This window comes from Baumannia cicadellinicola str. Hc (Homalodisca coagulata) (genome assembly GCF_000013185.1).
Lineage (GTDB): Bacteria > Pseudomonadota > Gammaproteobacteria > Enterobacterales > Enterobacteriaceae > Baumannia > Baumannia cicadellinicola_E.
In genome coordinates, this window is the sequence record NC_007984.1 from 485,471 (window position 1) to 505,345 (window position 19,875).

The following is a 19,875-nucleotide window of genomic DNA, read 5'->3' on the forward strand; positions in this document are numbered from 1 at the left end:
ACTGTTATTTCTCTATCTGAGATAGATTACGGTGATTAATTTCATGTTGCAACTTTTCAATGAAATTATTCATTTCAAACATACCTAAATTTTTACCGTAGCGTGTACGTATAGTAACTTTACCCATCTTAATTTCTTGATCTCCACATATTAGCATATAAGGCACGCGACGTAAGGTATGCTCACGAATTTTAAATCCGATCTTTTCGTTTCTCAAGTCTATTTTTGCTCTTATATTTGCAGTAGACAGTTTTTGCATGAGTTGTATTACATAATTAGACTGATTATCACTGATATTCATTAAAACAACCTGTGTTGGTGCTAACCAAGTAGGGAAAAAACCAGCATACTCTTCTATGAGTATTCCAATAAAACGTTCTAAAGACCCTAGAATAGCACGGTGTATCATAACTGGTACTAATCGTTGATTATTTTTATTGATATAGAAAGCTTTTAAACGACTGGGTAACGAAAAATCTAACTGAATTGTACCACACTGCCAGGCACGATCGAAAGAATCAAGCAAAGTAAATTCTATTTTAGGACCATAGAATGCTCCTGCTCCAACATTATACTTAAAAAGTATACCATTATTAGTTAGTGTAGTTGCTAAATCTTGTTCTGCTTTATCCCATATCTTATCATTACCAATACGATGAGCTGGCCTTGTAGAAAGATTTACTAATATTTTTTTGAAACCAAATGTATGATAAACTTCATATAACATTTTTATGTTATTGTTAATTTCATCACATACTTGTTCTTCAGTACAAAAAATATGTGCATCATCTTGAGTAAAATTACGTACACGCATGAGACCATGTAATGATCCTGAAGGTTCATTACGATAACAACTACCAAACTCAGCCATTCTTAATGGTAAGTCGCGGTAGGAGTTAATCTGTTGATTAAAAATTTGTACATGACCTGGACAGTTCATTGGTTTTATACAGTATTCTCTATTTTCTGATGAAGTCGTAAATATATGTTCGGCATAATTTGACCAGTGTCCAGTTTGTTCCCAAAGCGTCCGATCAATCATCACCGGACTTTTTACCTCTTGATATTTATAAGTTTGTAATTTGCTACGGATAAATGTTTCTAGTTCCCTAAAAATAATCCATCCGTCAACATGCCAAAATACCATACCTGGTGCTTCTTCTTGTATATGATATAGATCTAACTGTTGACCTATTTTGCGGTGATCTCGTTTTTTCACTTCTTGTAAAGATTGTAAATAACATTTAAGTTGCATATCGGTACCCCAAGCAGTACCATAAATTCGCTGTAATTTTTTGTTTTTATCGTTATTACGCCAATAAGTTATTGACGTTTTTTGTAATTTAAAGTGATGACAAAAACGTATATTAGGAGCATGTGGCCCTCGACACATATCTACATATTCTTCATAGTAATAAAGTGCTACTAAAGTATGTTGATTAATATTGTCATCAAGTATTGCTACTTTATAGATTTCACCATTTGCTTGAAATATTTCACGTGCTTGCTGCCAACTAACATATTTTTTTACTATATTGTAGTTTTTATTCGCTAGTGTATGCATGCATTTTTCTAATGCATCAATGTCTTCTGGTTGTAGCTTATGTTCAAGATCTATATCATAATAAAATCCTTTATCTATAATTTTACCAATAGTCATTTTTGCTTCTGGCCATAGTTGTTTTATGGCATGTCCTAATAAATGATTACAAGAACAACGAAGAATATCTAGGCCTGCTTTATCTTCAGCAGTAATAATGTCCAGTTTAGAGTCTTGCATAATTAAATCAACTGCATCTACTAACCTATTATTAAGATAACTGGCAATACAATTTTGTTCACAATTAGAACTAATATATTTTGCAATTTCAAGTGAAGATACTGGCTTTTGAAAAGTAAGCTGAAGACCATTAGTAATGGTTATTACAGGCATATTTATTTCCTTAATGCTATATTTATTAATATATATATAGTAATATTTATTACTGTATATTTATTTTACAGAAATTTTTTAGTAAATTTTTTTTGTAAATGATTATTTGATATTCAGCGATAAGTTTATATTATATCTCATATGAGATATTTATTCTCTCTATTAGAATAAATAACAATGTATAAATTAATATTAAACTTAATAATTATAAATTAATTCTTTAATAATATAGCTATATCAAAAAAGAATTTATAGTTTCCATAAGCATTTGCTGTTTTGTTTTTCTATTCTATCTAAAATATTTCTGTGTTCTGATAATTCCTTATTATTAGCATAAATTACCTTTAATTTATCTTCATGTGATAAAGGAAAATATATATTTTTACCTTTATATTTTTGTTCTATATTAGATTCTTGCGTTAGATTAAAATTAATCGAAGTTTGTCCACCGGTCATTATTAAGTAAATTTCGGCTAAAATTTTTGCGTCAAGTAAAGCACCATGTTTAGTACGATGAATATTTTTTATATGATAGCGATTACATAAAGCATCAAGACTATTACGTTTACCAGGAAATATTTTTCTTGCTAGTAATAAAGTATCAGTTACTTGAACAAAAGTTTTACTGATCATACTTCTGTTTAATAATTTAAACTCATAATCTATAAAACCTATATCAAATGGTGCATGATGAATAACTAACTCACTTTGAGAGATAAATGTAATTAATTTATCTGCTACTTGTGCAAAAGTAGGTTTATCTTTAAGAAAATTATTACTAATACCATGAATTTTAAATGCCTCTTGATCAATGAATCTTTCTGGATTTAAATAAACATGAAAATTTTTACCAGTAATACGACGATTAATAATCTCTACAGCTCCAATTTCAATAATTCTATGTCCATAATAATGAACTCCTAACTTGTTTATTCCTGTAGTTTCAATGTCTAAAACAATTTGTCTTTTCATATTATTACGATAATATTTATTTCTTATATAAGATCTGATTTTAATTAAAATGCGGAAAAAAATAGAAATTTTTACCGATGGTTCATGCTTCGGTAATCCTGGTCCTGGAGGATACGGTGCTATCTTGCGCTATAAAAAGTACGAAAAAGAACATAGCGCAGGTTTTTTATTAACAACTAATAATCGTATGGAATTAATGGCAGCAATCATAGCATTAGAATTTTTAAGAGATCCTTGTGAGGCTATCGTTTATATAGATAGTAAGTATGTTCATCAAGGTGTCATTCAATGGATATATAATTGGAAAAAGCATAATTGGAAAAATTCTGCAAAAAAAATTATAAAAAATTTAGATTTATGGCAAAGATTAGATGTTGTAAGCAATTTACATGTAATCCATTGGCGTTGGGTAAAAAGTCATACTGGTCATCCAGAAAATGAACGCTGCGATGAATTAGCACGAATAGCAGCTGAACACCCTAAATTCGAAGATATTGGATACAAACGTTAATTAGAAATATAATTTATTATGTAAAAATAAATTATTTTACTTTATTTAAATAAATATATTCATTATAAATAATTTAAATTAACTATGAATTTAATAGCTATTCCTGCTCTAATAGATAATTATATTTGGCTTTTACATAATAAAAAAGGAGAATGTTTAATTGTTGATCCTGGTGATGCTACCCCAGTATTACATATACTATCAAATTATCAACTGAAATTAACTAGCATTTTATTAACTCATCATCATCCAGATCATGTTAAGGGTGTGAAACTACTATCACAATACTTTCCTGTTACTATTTATGGTCCACAAGAAACATTCAAACAATGTGCTAATATTATTGTAAAAAAAGGTGATTTTTTAGTTCTTCTAGAAAAAAAATTTGCTGTTCTTTCTTTTCCTGGACATACTTTAGGACACATTGGATTTTATAGTTATCCATGGTTATTTTGTGGTGATACAGTTTTTTCAGCTGGTTGTGGTCGAATATTTGAAGGAACTACAAAACAAATGTATGAATCTTTTCAGGAGGTTAATCAACTTTCATCACATACATTAATATGTTGCGCACATGAGTATACATTAACTAATTTAGCTTTTGCTTCTTCTTTATTACCTAAAGATCGTATTATTAGTAGTTATCAACGTCATGTAACAATTTTACGCAACAAAAAAAAACCCAGCTTACCTACTAAGCTAAGTTTAGAACGTCTAATTAATCCTTTTTTTCGTTGTCATGATATTAATTTACATCAAGCTATCAATTTTTCTCCATTATTAGGATGTGAATGGTTAGTTTTTGATTATTTACGCCAAAAACGAGACAACTTTAGAGGTAATTCTAGTCAAAAATAATATCTAGCTAAATATAGCTTGCTATATATTCTTTTTTAGTAGGGTAATTTTTACATGTTTTATTGACGAAAATAAATCGAATGTTACTAAAAGGGGGTTATGATCTGAAGCTTTTGTCACTAATACGGATGCTTCAGTAACATGCATATTACGATAAAAAATAAAATCTAAAGGCCTACCAAAAACTCTTTTACGTAGATCTTTGGTAAATACTACTTCTTTCAACATCATATTATCAGTAAATCTATATAATGCTAATATTCTTTTTTTACTCCAAGTATTAAAATCACCAGCCATAATTACTGGTCCATGATGCTGAAGTATATGATCACCAATTGGTCCTAATTGCTTACTATAAACATCAAGACCGAGGCTAAAATTAATCGCGTGGATATTGATTACCATTAGATATTGTTTACAATATATAGGATATATAGTTATTAGTGCTGATTTAGCTAATCGTAATAATGGTTCACGCTCACTTAAGGGGCAACAATAAACTGGATATCCAGTAGATAAAGTCATTACACCTGAGGGATGTTGCGTAAATATTATTGCAGGTACTTGATCAACCGCTAAATAATGTGAGGTAGCAAATTTTATCATTTCAGGAGTTGTTTGTGCTTCTTGTAATAAAACAAGGGGTGTTTCTTGTCTAATACTATTTAAAACAGATAACCAATTAGTTCGTTGTTGTTTAAAAATATTCCATACCATAACTTTTAGCAAAGTTGAGTTATGTAAAGGCTTCATTAGGGACCATGTATAGTTAAATTTGCTACTTGATTTAACTGGTGGGAAAATATATTGATTTGGTTGGCCTGCAATAAATCTAACGGCATATATTTGTTTAGGCACGATAACGACTTTCTAGAATTATAAGCTTGATATTTAAGTATTATTTTTATATCGGAACAGTAATAGATATTATTACTGTAATTACTTGCCATAAATTTGTTGTAAAGCATTAACTTTATTTAAATAGTTACGTGATTCTGCTGATGGATGCTGTGTAGATAATATATGATATACTTCATCTGGTTTTAAATTATTAATCATATTTAATGCTTTGTTTGGATTGCTGGAGAATACTTTTAGTGCACTGCTAACACCACTATTATACGCAACAATCATGACATAACGTCGTGATGTTAAATCAATAATACCACTTAAGTAGTTATTTTGTAACATAGCTAAATAAGCTGTACCAATATTAATATTATTTTTTGGGTTTAGCAAATATTTACGACTAGGCTGTCCACATTTACCTTTCATTTTAAAAACATCACGACCAGCACTGTTTTGCATTATTTGCATTAATCCGACTGCATTGGCATGACTAATAGCATAAGGGTTAAAGCTAGATTCTGTTTGTATAATAGCTAAAATTAATGATTGATCTATTTTATACTTACGTGCTTCGTTACTAACTATTGTAACATAGTGATTGGCTCTTTTATTTATATGTTGAGGTACCATATTTATGGTAATAAACCATATATCATGTAATGTAGAATGACGCATCCTTAGATTTGTTTTTAGTAAATAATTAGCGAAGTTAGTAGCACGCCATGACCAACGAATAGGTTTATTATAATGATCTATAACTTGACCATATAAAAATGGTTCTTTTTGTAGAATTAGATTATTGGTGCTAATTTCTTGTTTATTCTCATTAATATACATTAATAATGTGTTGATAATAGCTTTACGTAAATTAATAGTGACATCTTTTTCGTTAGCTATTGTTTCTATGGTAATAGTGCCAGTATCAAAGTTAATATGACTACGTGTTTGATATTCATCAGTATATTTGATATAGTTTTTTGGCCCGGTTTTTAATAATTCATTTATACCCCATATTTTTTCGACTAATGAACATGAACAAGTCACAGTTTTTGGCGATACTTGATTAGTTAAAGGATTGTTATTATGATAACAAGATATTAAGAATGGCAGCATAAAAAATAGAGCTATTTTTTTTTTATTTGACATAATAGATAAAAAAATACTATCACTAAATTTAGTAGTAATTACTGAATAAATTCTTCTTAATAAAATATTTAGCTAGGATTTAAATAGGAATTTAATCATTTCTTTTTCTAAAAAATTACGGTCGGTATTACTTATTAAGTTTAATTTATTTTCATTAATAAGCATAGTTTGTTTTTGTTGCCATTTTGCCCATGCTTCTTTAGAAATGTTATTAAAAATATGTTTACCTAATTCACCTGGATAAGATTGAAAATCTTGTCCTTCTGCTTGTTTTCTTAAGAAAACACAATAAATATTCTTACTCATAAGTTATATTTCATAGTATATTTTAAATATATTAATTTATATTGTATCTATTATATAGAGCTTATATATGATTATTAATCATATTTACGCTAAGAAAAGTTCTAGAAGATTATTTAGAAATAACTTACCTTTTTCTGTTATTTGCCAATATTTATTATATTCGCTAATATAACCTAAATTTATCGATTGATCTAACATAGAACGAATATCATTCTCTGCTAGACTAGTTAATTGAGTAAATTCATTACGTGGCACGATTTCAAATAAACGAAAACGGTTCATAAAATACTCAAATGGTAAATCAGATAATGCTACCTGATAGGATTTATCTAAATATTTTCCTTTCATATAAAGAAAGGGGTTACGAACTTTTACCATACGTATTATAGTGCCATCTGGCAACGTTAGCTTACTATGAGCACTACAACCAATACCTAAATAATCTCCAAAACGCCAATAGTTCATATTATGAAGACATTGGTAACTCTTATTATGAGCGTAAGCAGATATTTCATATGGTTGATAACCAGATGACATTAACAATTCATTGCCTTGTTGGTAAATATCCCAAATAATATCATCTTTAGGTAATTTAGGTTTAGTATTCCAGAATATAGTATTCGGCTCAATTGTTAATTGATACCAAGAAATATGCTGAGGTGCTAAAGCTATTGCTTGCCGTAAATCATCCAGTGCTTGATTAACAGTTTGATTTGGTAATCCATACATTATATCAAGATTAATACTGTTAAATTTAATAGCAGAAGCAAATGATACTATATTTGTCGCGTCTTCTGGTCTGTGAAGACGACCAAGATGTATTAAATGATTTCTATTAAAGGTTTGGACACCAATGGAAATACGATTTATACCTATGGTTTGATAGCTAATTAGATGATTCTCGTTAATAGTACCAGGATTAACTTCTATAGTCAGTTCCAAGTTTGTAGCTAGAGGCACCATTTTATAGATACTATCTATTAATTTTTCTAACATCTCAATAGTTAATAAACTTGGAGTTCCTCCACCAATAAATATAGTTTTTAGAGAATAACCATCTATTAACAACAGACTTTGCTTTAGATCAATGAGTAAATGACTAATATATTCTTTATTAGGGACCTTATTATGTAAGGTAGTAGTTGGAAAATCACAATAACAACATTTCTTCATGCACCAAGGAATGTGAATATATAAACTAAGTAACAGTGATTTTTTTTTGTCTATTTGGAAATTGTTCAAACCAGCTTTCCATTATAATTACAGCTGCTAATGCATCTACTTTTTTTTTTAAAAGCTCGATAACCACCATAAGAAAATAACTTAGAACGAGCTTCTACAGTGCTAAGACGTTCATCGTGTAGTTCCACTTTAATGTTGAAACGATCGTATAGTAGTTTGGCAAACTGACGTGCGTGATGAGTTAAAGGTTGTTCACTTTGATCCATATTTAGAGGTAAACCAACTATAATTAATGTTGGTTCCCAATCTTGTATAATTTTATTTAACTGTTGCCAGTTAGGCATACCATTATATGCTGTTAAAGTTGTTAATGGTTTAGCAGTACATGTTATACGCTGGCCTATTGCTATACCAATATTTTTAGTACCAAAATCAAAGGCCATAACCATATTATGGTCTGTCATTAGGCATGACCTATTTGATTCACAATGTTATTTATGTTAATACCTAGTATTTTAGCTGCTGCTTGCCAACGAGCTGAAACTGGAGTAGCAAATAAAATTTGGTTATTTGCTGGTATTGTTAACCAAGTATTAGCTCGTAATTCATGTTCCAGTTGTCCCTCTTCCCAACCAGAATAACCAAGAGCAACTAAAATATCATCTGGTTGATTATGAGTCCCTAAAGTTTCTAGTACATCTTTAGATGTAGTTATCATTGTTTGCGGTGAAATACCAATACTTGCACCAAAACCATCTTTTGGCGTATGTATAATAAAACCACGATCGTCTGCTAAAGGACCACCTAAGAAAACTGGTTGATTTAATTGCACAGATGCATGATCAACAATTGGTATGATCTTTAGTTTATGTAATACACTAGCAACTGTAAATTGTTCTACGGGCTTATTAATTACTATTCCCATTGCTCCTTCGTGGTTATGTGTACATATATAAACTACAGATTGTTTAAATAAAGGATCTGTTAAAGTTGGCATAGCAATTAGAAAATGATGCTGTAAGTTCATTTTATAAAATGTAATGTTAAAGTTTTGTTAATGATAATTTATTTGCTCTATTTAATAGTCTGAAGATTTTTTTCAATAGCATCCATTAACATACCAGTAATAGATATTGGGAAAGCAGCTTCTATTTCGCATATGCAGGTAGGACTAGTTATATTGATCTCTGTTAGTTTATCACCAATAATATCTAAACCGACAAACATTAATCCTCTTTTTCTTAGTATTAAGCCTAAATCGTAAGCAATTGACCAATCAGTTGATGATAAAGAACGTGCTTCTCCGTATCCACCAGCGGCTAAATTACCACGTATTTCACTATTTTGAGGAATACGAGCTAAGCAGTATGGTACTGGTTGGCCATCAATAATAAAAACACGCTTATCTCCTTCTTTAATGGATGGAAGATAAGTTTGCGCCATACAAAAATTTTTACCATAGCTAGTCAAAGTTTCAATAATAACTGAAAGATTAGGATCTTGCTCTTGAAGACGAAAGATAGATTGACCTCCCATACCATTTAATGGTTTAAGGATAATGTCCTTATGCTGTCGTAAAAATTGACGAATATGATTATATTGCTGACTAACTAGTGTATCTGGGGTATATTTTTTGCAATCAGAAGCAAATATTTTTTCGTTACAATCACGTAGGCTTTGTGGTTTGTTAATAACAAGTGTACCTTGTTTTTCCGCACGTTCTAGAATATAAGTTGAATAAATATATTCAGTATCTATTGGTGGATTTTTACGCATTAAAACAACATCAAGAGAGCTTATAGCTATATCTTGATAGTTATAAAAATTATACCAATCATCATCATGATTAGTAACTTCTAGCAAACAACTAGAAGCTCGAGCTTCTCCACCACGTAAATAAAGAGAATTAATTTCCATATAAAAAATTTTATAGCCACGTTTTTGCGCTTCGAGCAAAAGCGCGAAACTAGTATCTTTCTTAATATTAATGGATGCAATAGAATCCATTACAATACCTAACTTAATCATAAAGTTCACAAATAAGAATTAATAAGCAAGATCCCTTATGCAAGGGATCAAAATTAACTTAATCTTCACATTGATTAAAACGAATAGATGCTTCATCCCAGTTTACTATGTTCCAGAAAGATTTAATATAATCAGAACGACGATTTTGATATTTAAGATAATAAGCATGTTCCCAAACATCAAGACCTAGTATTGGATAACCTGATACACTAGATATATTTTCACCCATTAATGGATTATCTTGATTAGCAGTAGAAACTACTAATAGTTGATTATTTTTTTTAACTAGCCATGCCCAACCAGAACCAAAACAATTCATAGCTACTTGTTCAAATAGTTCTTGAAATATAATTATACTACCAAAATCACTTTCAATAGCATTTTTTAGTTTTCCTTGAATTTTAGTTCCGTGTTTTAGTAATTTCCAAAATAAGCTATGATTAGCATGTCCACCAGCATAGTTACGTAATGCCATTTTTTTGTTATGAGGCACTTGATCTAACTGTTGAATTAATTCTTCAACTGATAATTGAGCAAACTGGGGAAGACTTTCTAGTATAAGATTTGCATTTGTAATATAGTTTTGATGATGTTTAGTATAATGAATTTCCATTGTAGTTTGATCAATAAACGGCTCAAAAGCATCAAAACGATAAGGTAAAGTAGGTAACATAAAAATCATATTTAGAACCTCATATTTATAATGAATTTTTATCAATAAAAAGAATATTGACTATGATTATGTTGAGTAAGATCTTTTACACCTTTAAGTTCAGGGAATAACTGTAATAATTTTTTTTCTATATGTTCTTTTAATGTATAACTAACCATTGAACAACCATTGCAGCCACCAGAAAATTGTATAATTGCAAACATATCTTCAGTAATAGTAATTAAAGTTACTTTTCCACCATGATTTGCTAATTGAGGATTAATACAAGATAAAATAATCTGATTTACACGTTCCAATAAAGGAGTATTACTATCTATCTTCTCTATAAGATGTGGAGCTTGAATTATTAATTGCGTTCCTAATTCATCAAGCACGCAATCTATTAATGCATCTTCTAAATAAGAAGTACTTAGTTGATCAACATAAACACAAAATTGATCAAACTCTAATTTGATATCTTTTTTTGTTACTGTATCTATTGGACAATAAGAAAGACTACATTCGGCAATAGGAGTCCCTGGATTTAGAACTAATACACGTATTTGTGTACCTGATTTTTGCTTAGCAAGTAGTGTAGTTAAATATTTTTGAGCTGTATCAGTAATAATAATCATTCTAATGAATAATCTTACTCATATAATAATTATGTTATTACTTATGATACTTGATCCATTACAATAGATAAAGGATTTTATCCTAATCATCATTTATAATGTATAATGATATAAATAAAATTATGTAGCTATAATATAGCTTTTTGTATGTCTAGGTCTAGTAAAAAAAAACTAGTATTACTACATGGATGGGGTTTTACCACAAACGTATGGTCTTGTATTGAACCTCAATTATCTTCACATTTTTATATATATAATATTGAATTGCCCGGTTATGGTAATTTAGCCAATTATGCTAACTTAACAGTAACACAAATGGCGAATATTTTAGTTACTAAAATACCAGATAAAACTTTATTACTTGGTTGGTCACTTGGTGGTTTAGTAGCAACTAAAATAGCTCAGTTATGGCCTGAAAAAATATTAGGATTGATTACTGTGGCTTCTTCACCATGCTTTTCTTCAACGGCAGGATGGCCTGGTATTAAGCCTAAATTTTTTTATGATTTTTTTAATAAATTAAATACGAATATAATTCATACAATAAACAATTTTATTGTATTACAAACTATGAATACAAATTCATCATATAGTGATACACGTTGGCTAAAGAAACAGTTTTTTTCGCAAAAAATACCATCGATACATGTATTAAATGCAGGATTAATGCTATTATTTAAATGTGATTTGCGTTATGTATTACCTACAATTAAATTACCGTTATTACGTTTATATGGAAATTTAGACCCATTAATTCCCGAAAAAAGCATACAAATAATTGATAAACTATGTTTATCTCAATCTAATAGCCTTAGTATTACTTTCTATGGAGCAGCTCATGTTCCATTTTTATCTCATGCAAGGATTTTTTGTCGTCAGTTATTTTTTTTTAGTTCATTAATTAAATAATTAATTGGTCTACATACTGACTTAGTTTATAAATATTTAAGTTTATGATCGCTATCTAATTAAATAGCTTGATTAAATCACCGTTAATACATTACTATTAGCCTGGTATAGGCTTGTAGCTCAGTTGGTTAGAGCACACCCCTGATAAGGGTGAGGTCAGTGGTTCGAATCCACTCAAGCCTACTCAGTATAATTATATACTATTATTGTGGGGCTATAGCTCAGCTGGTAGAGCGCCTGTTTTGCACGCAGGAGGTCAGCGGTTCAATCCCGCTTAGCTCCATTTTACTAAATGTAATAAGTTACGTAAGAAAAATCCTGTTGAGTAATTCATGAAGGCGGCTATTCAAATCCAATTACTGAGTCAAGCAGAAAAGTTATGTCAACAACGTCATGCACGTATGACCCCACAACGTTTAGAAGTATTACGTCTAATGATTAAACAAAACAACGCGATTAGTGCCTATGAATTACTTGATTTATTACGTAAATCAGAACCACAAGCAAAACCACCTACTATTTACCGCGCGTTAGATTTTTTAATGGAACAAGGTTTTATTCATAGAGTAGAATCCACAAATAGTTTTATGCTTTGTCATGATTTTACCGATCCTTCACATACATCAGCATTTTTTATTTGCGATCGATGTGGTCATGTTACTGAGAAAACTGCAGAAAATATTAGAAATATTTTGCAAAAAATGGCTGCTAAAGCTAGTTTTACTATGTCTTATAATGTAGTAGAAACACACGGTGTTTGTCCACAATGTAGATAAATTTAGAAAACATAAATAGTTTCATACTAATAAAATTAATTCTTCTACGTAAAATATTATTAATATAAATCAACTAAGTTCACATAAATATAGCCAGAAATTATGCTATTGCCTTATGATTACTGGTCCTGCCTATGGAAACCAAAGGGCTAGTAGTGCTTTGCAGTTTGCTCAAGCATTATTAAATTATGGACACTATATTAAGACAATATTTTTTTATCAAGATGGTGTATATAATGCTAATAAATTTATTACGCCTGCTAGTGATGAAAAAAATTTATTACTTGCTTGGGAAAAATTAGCAATACAACATAAGGTATCTTTGCATATATGTATTACCGCTGCACTACGTCGTGGTATTATAGATGATCAACAAGCAAGAGAGCTAAATTTATCAGGATTTAACTTACATTCTACTTTTAAAATAAGTAGCCTTAGTTATTTTGGACAAGCTGTATTGCACTGTGATCGCTTAATCCAATTTTAGAGAATAATAACATGAAAAGCATTGCTGTAATGTTTACTCATGGACCACATTTTAATGCTTCTGGACGTGAAGGGTTAGATACTATCTTAGCGATATCAGCTATTTGTCAAAAAATAGGCATTTTTTTTATTGCTGACGGTATCTTTTTATTACTTCCGAATCAGGAACCAGCAAAAATTTTAGCAAAAAACTTTGTAAACTTATTTAAAATATTGCCTTTGTATGAAATAAATTGTTTATATTTATATGCTAATTCAGCAATTCAACGCGGTTTTAATATGCAGACTAATTTAATTTTAGAAGTAGAATGGCTCCAAACAGATATTTGGAATAAAAAACTTTCAGCTTATAACCATGTATTAACCTTTTAAGCAATAATTATGCTTTATACTATTAGTCATTCTCCTTATCTTTATGATATTAAATGGTTATTACAGATTATAACACCAAAAGATGATATCTTACTATGGGCAGATGGCGTTATCTCTGGATTAAATAATTCACCAACGCTACATGCTTTAACAAAGACATCTTTAACTATTTATGCATTAAAGAATGATATCTTAGCTCGCGGTTTATATCCTCATTTTTCTCGTACAATTGTGGTAATTAGTTATACTGAGTTTGTAATGCTTACGGAAAAACATTCACAGCAGATAGCTTGGTAAAATTAAACAATATTTATTCATTTATAATAATATATAATTTCCAAGGAATAATATTTAATGGTAACTATTAATCAACTAGTACGCCATCCTCGCTCTATGAAAGTTGCAAAAAGCAATGTTCCAGCGTTAGAAGGTTGTCCGCAAAAACGCGGAGTATGTACTCGTGTATATACTACTACCCCTAAAAAACCAAACTCGGCTTTACGTAAAGTATGTAGAGTCCGCTTAACTAATGGTTTTGAAGTTACCTCCTATATAGGAGGTGAAGGTCATAATTTACAAGAACATTCAGTCATACTAATTCGTGGTGGGCGTGTAAAAGATCTTCCTGGTGTTCGCTATCATACTTTACGTGGTACTCTTGATTGCTCTGGGGTAAAGGATCGCAAAAAAGGGCGTTCTAAGTACGGTGTAAAAAAACAAAAAGTTTAATAAATAATATGATTTAAATATTCAATAATATTATAATTAATAGTAATGGAGTATTTATATGCCACGTCGTCGTCTGATTGGTCAACGTAAAATTTTACCAGATCCAAAGTTAGGATCTGAACGTTTAGCTAAATTTATTAATATTTTGATGAAAAATGGCAAAAAATCTCTTGCTGAAACAATAGTATATTCAGCATTAGAAATCATAGCTAAACGTTCAGGCAAAAATTATCTAGAAGCTTTTGAAGCAGCTCTAGATAATGTACGTCCTGCTATTGAAGTTAAATCTCGTCGTGTTGGTGGTTCTACTTATCAAGTTCCGGTAGAAGTACGTTCAATACGTCGCGATACTTTAGCAATGCGTTGGATAGTTGAAGCTGCTAGAAAAAGAAGTGATAAGTCTATGGCTATACGTTTAGCTAATGAACTTGTTGATGCTACAGAACATAAAGGTGCTGCTGTCAAAAAACGTGAAGAAGTTCATCGTATGGCTGATGCTAATAAAGCATTTGCCCATTATAGATGGTAACTTGACGGTATAATTCTATAAGCTATTTTAACTATTAGTTATTTTAGTGTATTTTCTACATGACTTAATACCAAAAACAAACGTGCCAATCATTGAGGATAAAAATGGCTCGGATAACACCTATTGCATACTACCGTAACATAGGTATTAGTGCACACATTGATGCTGGTAAAACAACTACTACTGAACGTATCTTATTTTATACTGGTGTTAATCATAAAATTGGTGAAGTGCACCATGGTGCAGCTACGATGGATTGGATGGCACAAGAGCAAGAACGAGGTATTACTATTACTTCTGCTGCCACTACCTGTTTTTGGTCAGGTATGGCTAAACAATTTAATGCTCATCGTATTAATATCATTGATACACCTGGACATGTTGACTTTACCATAGAAGTAGAACGTTCTATGCGAATACTTGATGGTGTAGTCATGATTTATTGTGCTGTTGGAGGAGTACAACCACAGTCGGAAACAGTATGGCGTCAAGCGAATAAATATAAAGTACCACGTATTGCCTTTGTTAATAAAATGGACCGTATGGGTGCCAATTACTTACGAGTAGTAGAACAAATTAGAACGCGTCTATCTGCTAAACCAGTTCCCATACAATTAGCAATAGGAGCAGAAGAAAATTTCACAGGTGTTATTGATTTAGTTAAAATGAAAGCTATTCATTGGAATGAAGCTGACCAAGGCATCAGTTTTACTTATGGTAATATACCTACTGAAATGCTAGATTTAGCTGAAAAATGGCATCAAAACTTAGTAGAAATAGCAGTAGAAGCTTCTACTGAACTAATGGAAAAATATTTAAATAGTGAAATTATTTCTGAAGAAGAAATAAAAGCTAGTCTTCGTCAACTTGTTTTAAATAACGATATTATACTTGTAACTTGTGGTTCTGCCTTTAAAAATAAAGGTGTACAAGCACTCTTAGATGCAGTAATTGAATATTTACCTGCTCCTACTGATGTTTCGATTGTTAATCGAATGCTAACAGTTGAAAATAAACAAACAAAAATATACGATAATTCATTGTCTAGTGATAAAGCACCATTTTCAGCACTAGCATTTAAAATAGCTACTGACCCATTCGTTGGTAATTTAACTTTTTTTCGTGTTTACTCAGGTATGGTAAGTAGTGGAGATATGGTTTTTAATTCAGTAAAAGAAAAACGTGAGCGTTTTGGTCGTATTGTACAAATGCATGCTAATAAACGTGAAGAGATAAAAGAAGTGCATGCAGGCGATATTGCTGCGGCAATTGGTCTTAAAGATGTCACTACTGGTGATACTTTGTGTGATCCAGAAGCACCAATTATTCTTGAAAAAATGGATTTTCCAGAACCTGTTATCTCTGTTGCTGTTGAACCAAAAACGAAAGCAGATCAAGAAAAAATGGGATTTGCTTTGAATCGTTTAGCACAAGAAGATCCTTCTTTTCATGTATGGATAGATGAAGAATCAGGAGAAACTATTATAGCAGGTATGGGTGAATTACATTTAGAAATTCTTATAGATAGAATGCGACGTGAATTTAATGTTCTTGCTAATGTTGGTAAACCACAGGTTGCTTATAGAGAAACAATTCGTGTTACTGTTGAACAAGAAGGTAAATTTATTCGTCAATCTGGTGGCCGTGGTCAATTTGGTCATGTTTGGTTACGTATAGAACCAATGGAACCAGGTGGTAAAACATACGAATTTCTGAATGAAATTGTTGGTGGTGTAATTCCTAAAGAGTATTTACCAGCAGTAGATAAAGGTATTCAAGAACAGCTAAAGAGTGGTATTTTAGCAGGTTATCCTATCGTAGATGTGCGAGTTGCTGTTTTTGATGGTTCCTACCACGAAGTAGATTCATCTGAAATGGCATTTAAGCTGGCAGCCTCTATTGCCTTTAAAGAAGGTTTTATGAAGGCTAAGCCTATTCTTCTAGAACCTATAATGCAGGTAGAAGTTGAAACCCCTGAAGATTATATGGGTGATGTTATTGGTGACTTAAATCGTCGTCGTGGAATAATTAATGGTATGATAGATAATACTACTGGTAAAACGATTAGAGTGCAGGTCCCTTTATCAGAGATGTTTGGTTATGCTACTGATCTACGCTCACAGACTCAGGGTCGAGCTTCTTATACTATGGAATTTTTAAAATATCATGAAGTACCAAGTCATGTGGTACAAACTATTATTGAAGCTCATCAGACAAAATAGGCCATATTTAAGTTTTAAAATGACAAATATTAAAGTTACTCCCCCTACTTTTACTTAATATAAGTAAGTAGGTAGATAAACAGCATACTATACATATAGTATAAGGAATATAATAGTGTCTAAAGAAAAATTTCAACGTACTAAACTACATATTAACGTCGGTACAATAGGTCACGTTGATCATGGTAAAACTACCTTAACCGCTGCGATTACTGCTGTATTAGCTAAGGCTTATGGTGGTAATGCGTTAGCATTTGATCAAATAGATAATGCCCCAGAAGAAAAAGCGCGTGGTATTACTATTAATACTTCTCATGTTGAGTATGATACAAAGAATCGTCATTATGCGCATGTGGACTGTCCTGGACATGCAGACTATGTTAAAAATATGATTACTGGTGCAGCACAAATGGACGGTGCTATTTTAGTAGTAGCTGCAACTGATGGTCCTATGCCTCAAACAAGAGAACATATTTTATTAGCTCGTCAAGTAGGTGTTCCTTATATAATAGTATTTATTAATAAATGTGATATGGTTGATGATAGTGAATTGTTAGAATTAGTTGAAATAGAAGTACGTGAATTATTGTCGCAGTATGAATTTCCAGGTGAAAATACACCTATAATACGTGGTTCTGCGCTTAAAGCATTAGAACATGATGTAGATTGGACTAGCAAAATAATAGAATTAGCAGAAGTATTAGATAGCTATATTCCTGAACCAAAGCGTGCAATTGATAAACCATTTTTATTACCAATTGAAGACGTTTTTTCTATATCAGGTCGTGGAACTGTCGTAACAGGTAGGGTAGAGCGTGGTATTTTAAAAGTTGGTGAAGAAGTAGAAATAATAGGTATTAAAAATACCACTAAGACGACTTGTACCGGTGTAGAAATGTTTCGGAAATTATTAGATGAAGGACGTGCTGGCGAAAATATTGGTGTTTTACTGCGTGGAGTAAAACGTGATGATGTAGAACGTGGTCAGGTATTAGCTAAACCAGGATCAATTAAACCACACACTAAATTTGCATCAGAAGTCTATATTCTAAATAAAGATGAAGGTGGACGTCATACTCCCTTTTTTAAAGGTTATAGACCACAGTTTTACTTCCGTACTACAGATGTAACTGGTACTATTGAATTACCAATAGATGTAGAAATGGTAATGCCAGGAGATAATATAAAAATGATAGTTAATTTAATTGCTCCAATTGCTATGGATCAGGGATTAAGATTTGCAATCCGTGAAGGTGGGCGCACTGTTGGTGCTGGTATTGTCACAGACATTATTGAGTAAATACTGCTATTAGATCCTAGATCTATTGAATATAAAAATTAATTTAATTATTTGAATGATGTGAAATGAGTATTAATACTGAATCTAAAGAAAAAAAAAATAGCCTAGAAAGATTAAAATGGTTTCTTATAATTGCGATTATTATAATCTATAGTATTAGTATTTATTGTTATCAATATATAAACTTAACCCTGCAATTATCTGCTTTATTTATTACCGTATTAACGGTATTGATATTAACTCTTATAACAAAGCAAGGCAAAGTCTTTCTTCGGTTTATAAGTGAAGCTTATATTGAAATGCGTAAAATAATTTGGCCGACTAGCCAAGAAACATTCTATACAACGCTAATTATAGCAGTAACAACTATTTTAATGTCGCTTGTTATTTGGGGACTAGATATTTTTCTAGTAAACATTATATCATTTATTACCAGTTTGAGGTTCTAGATGTCTGAAGTTTCTCAAAAACGCTGGTATGTTATTCAAGCTTTTTCTGGTCTAGAAGGACGAGTAGCACAATCTCTACGCGAACATATTAAATTATACGCTACAGAGAAACTTTTTGGTGAAGTGATAGTGCCTACAGAAGAAGTTGTTGAAATTCGTGGAGGACAACGTCGTAAAAGTGAAAGGAAATTTTTTCCTGGTTATGTATTAGTTCATATGGTAATGAATGATAGTAGCTGGCATTTAGTACGTAATGTGCCACGAGTTATGGGTTTTATTGGTGGTACATCAGATCGTCCGTCACCTATTAGTGATAAAGAAGTTCTTGCTATTATGAATCGTTTACAGAAAACCGGTGATAAGCCTAGACCAAAAACACTATTCGAACCAGGTGAACTAGTACGTGTAAACGATGGACCATTTGCTGATTTTAATGGTGTAGTAGAAGAAGTAGATTACGATAAGAGTCGTCTTAAAGTTTCAGTTTCTATTTTTGGACGTACTACTCCCGTTGAGCTAGATTTTAGTCAAGTAGAAAAGGGTTAGGCACAGTAAAACTTTTTTCAAAAAATCAATTAAAGTAGTTTGATAGGAAATTAAAATGGCTAAGAAAGTACAAGCTTATGTTAAGCTACAGGTTGCGGCAGGTATGGCAAATCCTAGTCCTCCAGTCGGACCAGCTTTAGGTCAGCAAGGTGTTAATATTATGGAATTTTGTAAGATTTTTAATCTTCAAACAGAAAACTTTGAAAAAGGTTTACCAATTCCTGTTATAATAACAGTTTATTCTGATCGTTCTTTTACTTTTATTATCAAAACTCCACCAGCGGCAGTTTTATTAAGTAAAGCTGCAGGAATTAAATCAGGTGCTAATCAACCCAAAAAGGAACAAGTAGGTAAAGTTACGTATTCTCAAATACGTGAAATAGCAGAAAAAAAAGTTGCAGATATGAATAGTAACAATATAGAAGCAATATCTCGTTCTATTTTAGGAACAGCTTTATCTATGGGTCTGATAGTAGAAGGTTAAA

At 31.1% G+C, this 19,875-nt stretch carries 24 protein-coding genes, 2 tRNA genes and 1 pseudogene; 16 read left to right on the top strand and 11 right to left on the bottom strand.

Annotated elements, in window-relative coordinates; genetic code table 11:
* Positions 1-4 precede the first annotated feature (4 nt).
* Positions 5-1,933, bottom strand: coding sequence for a threonine--tRNA ligase (gene thrS, locus BCI_RS02340; RefSeq protein WP_011520643.1), 1,929 nt, complete (start codon positions 1,931-1,933; stop codon positions 5-7).
* A 249-nt stretch (positions 1,934-2,182) separates the two neighbouring features.
* Positions 2,183-2,905 (bottom strand): DNA polymerase III subunit epsilon, encoded by a 723-nt coding sequence (gene dnaQ, locus BCI_RS02345; RefSeq protein WP_011520644.1) that lies wholly within the window; start codon positions 2,903-2,905, stop codon positions 2,183-2,185.
* A 49-nt stretch (positions 2,906-2,954) separates the two neighbouring features.
* On the opposite strand from dnaQ, the gene rnhA reads away from it, so the two are divergent.
* Together rnhA and gloB are read left to right on the top strand one after the other, a co-directional pair.
* Positions 2,955-3,416 (top strand): ribonuclease HI, encoded by a 462-nt coding sequence (rnhA, locus tag BCI_RS02350; RefSeq protein ID WP_011520645.1) that lies wholly within the window; start codon positions 2,955-2,957, stop codon positions 3,414-3,416.
* Between the two features lie 84 nt (positions 3,417-3,500).
* Entirely contained in the window at positions 3,501-4,274 is a 774-nt protein-coding gene (gene gloB / locus BCI_RS02355) for a hydroxyacylglutathione hydrolase (RefSeq protein ID WP_011520646.1), read from the top strand.
* A 21-nt stretch (positions 4,275-4,295) separates the two neighbouring features.
* Here the strand turns inward: gloB and BCI_RS02360 are convergent, their stop codons facing one another.
* The 9 genes and pseudogenes from BCI_RS02360 to nfuA all read right to left on the bottom strand — a co-directional run bounded on the left by BCI_RS02360 (position 4,296) and on the right by nfuA (position 11,072).
* On the bottom strand, positions 4,296-5,132 hold the full coding sequence (locus BCI_RS02360; RefSeq protein ID WP_011520647.1) for an endonuclease/exonuclease/phosphatase family protein: 837 nt from the start codon (positions 5,130-5,132) through the stop codon (positions 4,296-4,298).
* Between the two features lie 81 nt (positions 5,133-5,213).
* Positions 5,214-6,269 carry a membrane-bound lytic murein transglycosylase MltC gene (gene mltC, locus BCI_RS02365; protein ID WP_041574900.1) on the bottom strand — a complete coding sequence of 352 codons (1,056 nt, stop codon included), beginning with the start codon at positions 6,267-6,269 and terminating at the stop codon, positions 5,214-5,216.
* 72 nt (positions 6,270-6,341) lie between these two features.
* Complete coding sequence (locus BCI_RS02370) at positions 6,342-6,575, bottom strand: oxidative damage protection protein (protein WP_011520649.1); 234 nt, start codon at positions 6,573-6,575, stop codon at positions 6,342-6,344.
* Positions 6,576-6,659: 84 nt separating this feature from the next.
* Positions 6,660-7,817, bottom strand: a complete 1,158-nt coding sequence (hemW, locus tag BCI_RS02375) for a radical SAM family heme chaperone HemW (RefSeq protein ID WP_011520650.1) — start codon at positions 7,815-7,817, stop codon at positions 6,660-6,662.
* A pseudogene (gene ruvX / locus BCI_RS02380) lies at positions 7,774-8,221 on the bottom strand (Holliday junction resolvase RuvX). The gene hemW and the pseudogene ruvX overlap by 44 nt, the downstream one beginning before the upstream one ends.
* Complete coding sequence (locus BCI_RS02385; protein WP_011520651.1) at positions 8,221-8,784, bottom strand: YqgE/AlgH family protein; 564 nt, start codon at positions 8,782-8,784, stop codon at positions 8,221-8,223. The pseudogene ruvX and the gene BCI_RS02385 overlap by 1 nt, the downstream one beginning before the upstream one ends.
* Positions 8,785-8,831: 47 nt before the next feature.
* Positions 8,832-9,785 (bottom strand): glutathione synthase, encoded by a 954-nt coding sequence (gene gshB, locus BCI_RS02390; RefSeq protein ID WP_011520652.1) that lies wholly within the window; start codon positions 9,783-9,785, stop codon positions 8,832-8,834.
* Between the two features lie 58 nt (positions 9,786-9,843).
* A complete protein-coding gene (locus BCI_RS02395; protein ID WP_011520653.1) occupies positions 9,844-10,467 on the bottom strand; it encodes a Fe-Mn family superoxide dismutase in 624 nt (207 codons plus the stop codon).
* 32 nt (positions 10,468-10,499) lie between these two features.
* Positions 10,500-11,072: a Fe-S biogenesis protein NfuA gene (nfuA, locus tag BCI_RS02400; protein WP_011520654.1), complete on the bottom strand. Its 573-nt coding sequence runs from the start codon at positions 11,070-11,072 to the stop codon at positions 10,500-10,502.
* 147 nt (positions 11,073-11,219) lie between these two features.
* Between nfuA and bioH the strand changes: the two genes are divergently transcribed.
* From bioH to rplK, 14 genes are all read left to right on the top strand, one after another.
* Complete coding sequence (bioH, locus tag BCI_RS02405) at positions 11,220-11,981, top strand: pimeloyl-ACP methyl ester esterase BioH (RefSeq protein WP_011520655.1); 762 nt, start codon at positions 11,220-11,222, stop codon at positions 11,979-11,981.
* A gap of 109 nt (positions 11,982-12,090) precedes the next feature.
* Positions 12,091-12,164 (top strand) — tRNA-Ile (locus BCI_RS02410).
* A 27-nt stretch (positions 12,165-12,191) separates the two neighbouring features.
* Positions 12,192-12,264 (top strand) — tRNA-Ala (locus BCI_RS02415).
* A gap of 49 nt (positions 12,265-12,313) precedes the next feature.
* Positions 12,314-12,757, top strand: coding sequence for a zinc uptake transcriptional repressor Zur (gene zur / locus BCI_RS02420; protein WP_011520656.1), 444 nt, complete (start codon positions 12,314-12,316; stop codon positions 12,755-12,757).
* A gap of 115 nt (positions 12,758-12,872) precedes the next feature.
* Complete coding sequence (gene tusD, locus BCI_RS02425; protein ID WP_011520657.1) at positions 12,873-13,244, top strand: sulfurtransferase complex subunit TusD; 372 nt, start codon at positions 12,873-12,875, stop codon at positions 13,242-13,244.
* A gap of 11 nt (positions 13,245-13,255) precedes the next feature.
* Positions 13,256-13,615 (top strand): sulfurtransferase complex subunit TusC, encoded by a 360-nt coding sequence (gene tusC / locus BCI_RS02430; RefSeq protein WP_011520658.1) that lies wholly within the window; start codon positions 13,256-13,258, stop codon positions 13,613-13,615.
* Between the two features lie 9 nt (positions 13,616-13,624).
* A complete protein-coding gene (tusB, locus tag BCI_RS02435) occupies positions 13,625-13,912 on the top strand; it encodes a sulfurtransferase complex subunit TusB (protein WP_011520659.1) in 288 nt (95 codons plus the stop codon).
* Positions 13,913-13,969: 57 nt separating this feature from the next.
* Positions 13,970-14,344, top strand: a complete 375-nt coding sequence (rpsL, locus tag BCI_RS02440; RefSeq protein WP_011520660.1) for a 30S ribosomal protein S12 — start codon at positions 13,970-13,972, stop codon at positions 14,342-14,344.
* A gap of 58 nt (positions 14,345-14,402) precedes the next feature.
* Positions 14,403-14,873, top strand: coding sequence for a 30S ribosomal protein S7 (rpsG, locus tag BCI_RS02445; protein WP_011520661.1), 471 nt, complete (start codon positions 14,403-14,405; stop codon positions 14,871-14,873).
* Positions 14,874-14,977: 104 nt separating this feature from the next.
* A complete protein-coding gene (gene fusA, locus BCI_RS02450; RefSeq protein WP_011520662.1) occupies positions 14,978-17,095 on the top strand; it encodes an elongation factor G in 2,118 nt (705 codons plus the stop codon).
* A gap of 115 nt (positions 17,096-17,210) precedes the next feature.
* The gene (tuf, locus tag BCI_RS02455; RefSeq protein WP_011520663.1) at positions 17,211-18,395 is read left to right on the top strand and encodes an elongation factor Tu; all 1,185 of its coding nucleotides are present in this window, start codon (positions 17,211-17,213) and stop codon (positions 18,393-18,395) included.
* Between the two features lie 65 nt (positions 18,396-18,460).
* Positions 18,461-18,844, top strand: coding sequence for a preprotein translocase subunit SecE (gene secE / locus BCI_RS02460; RefSeq protein ID WP_011520664.1), 384 nt, complete (start codon positions 18,461-18,463; stop codon positions 18,842-18,844).
* A complete protein-coding gene (gene nusG / locus BCI_RS02465) occupies positions 18,845-19,390 on the top strand; it encodes a transcription termination/antitermination protein NusG (RefSeq protein ID WP_011520665.1) in 546 nt (181 codons plus the stop codon).
* Between the two features lie 55 nt (positions 19,391-19,445).
* Complete coding sequence (gene rplK, locus BCI_RS02470) at positions 19,446-19,874, top strand: 50S ribosomal protein L11 (RefSeq protein WP_011520666.1); 429 nt, start codon at positions 19,446-19,448, stop codon at positions 19,872-19,874.
* Position 19,875 lies beyond the last annotated feature (1 nt).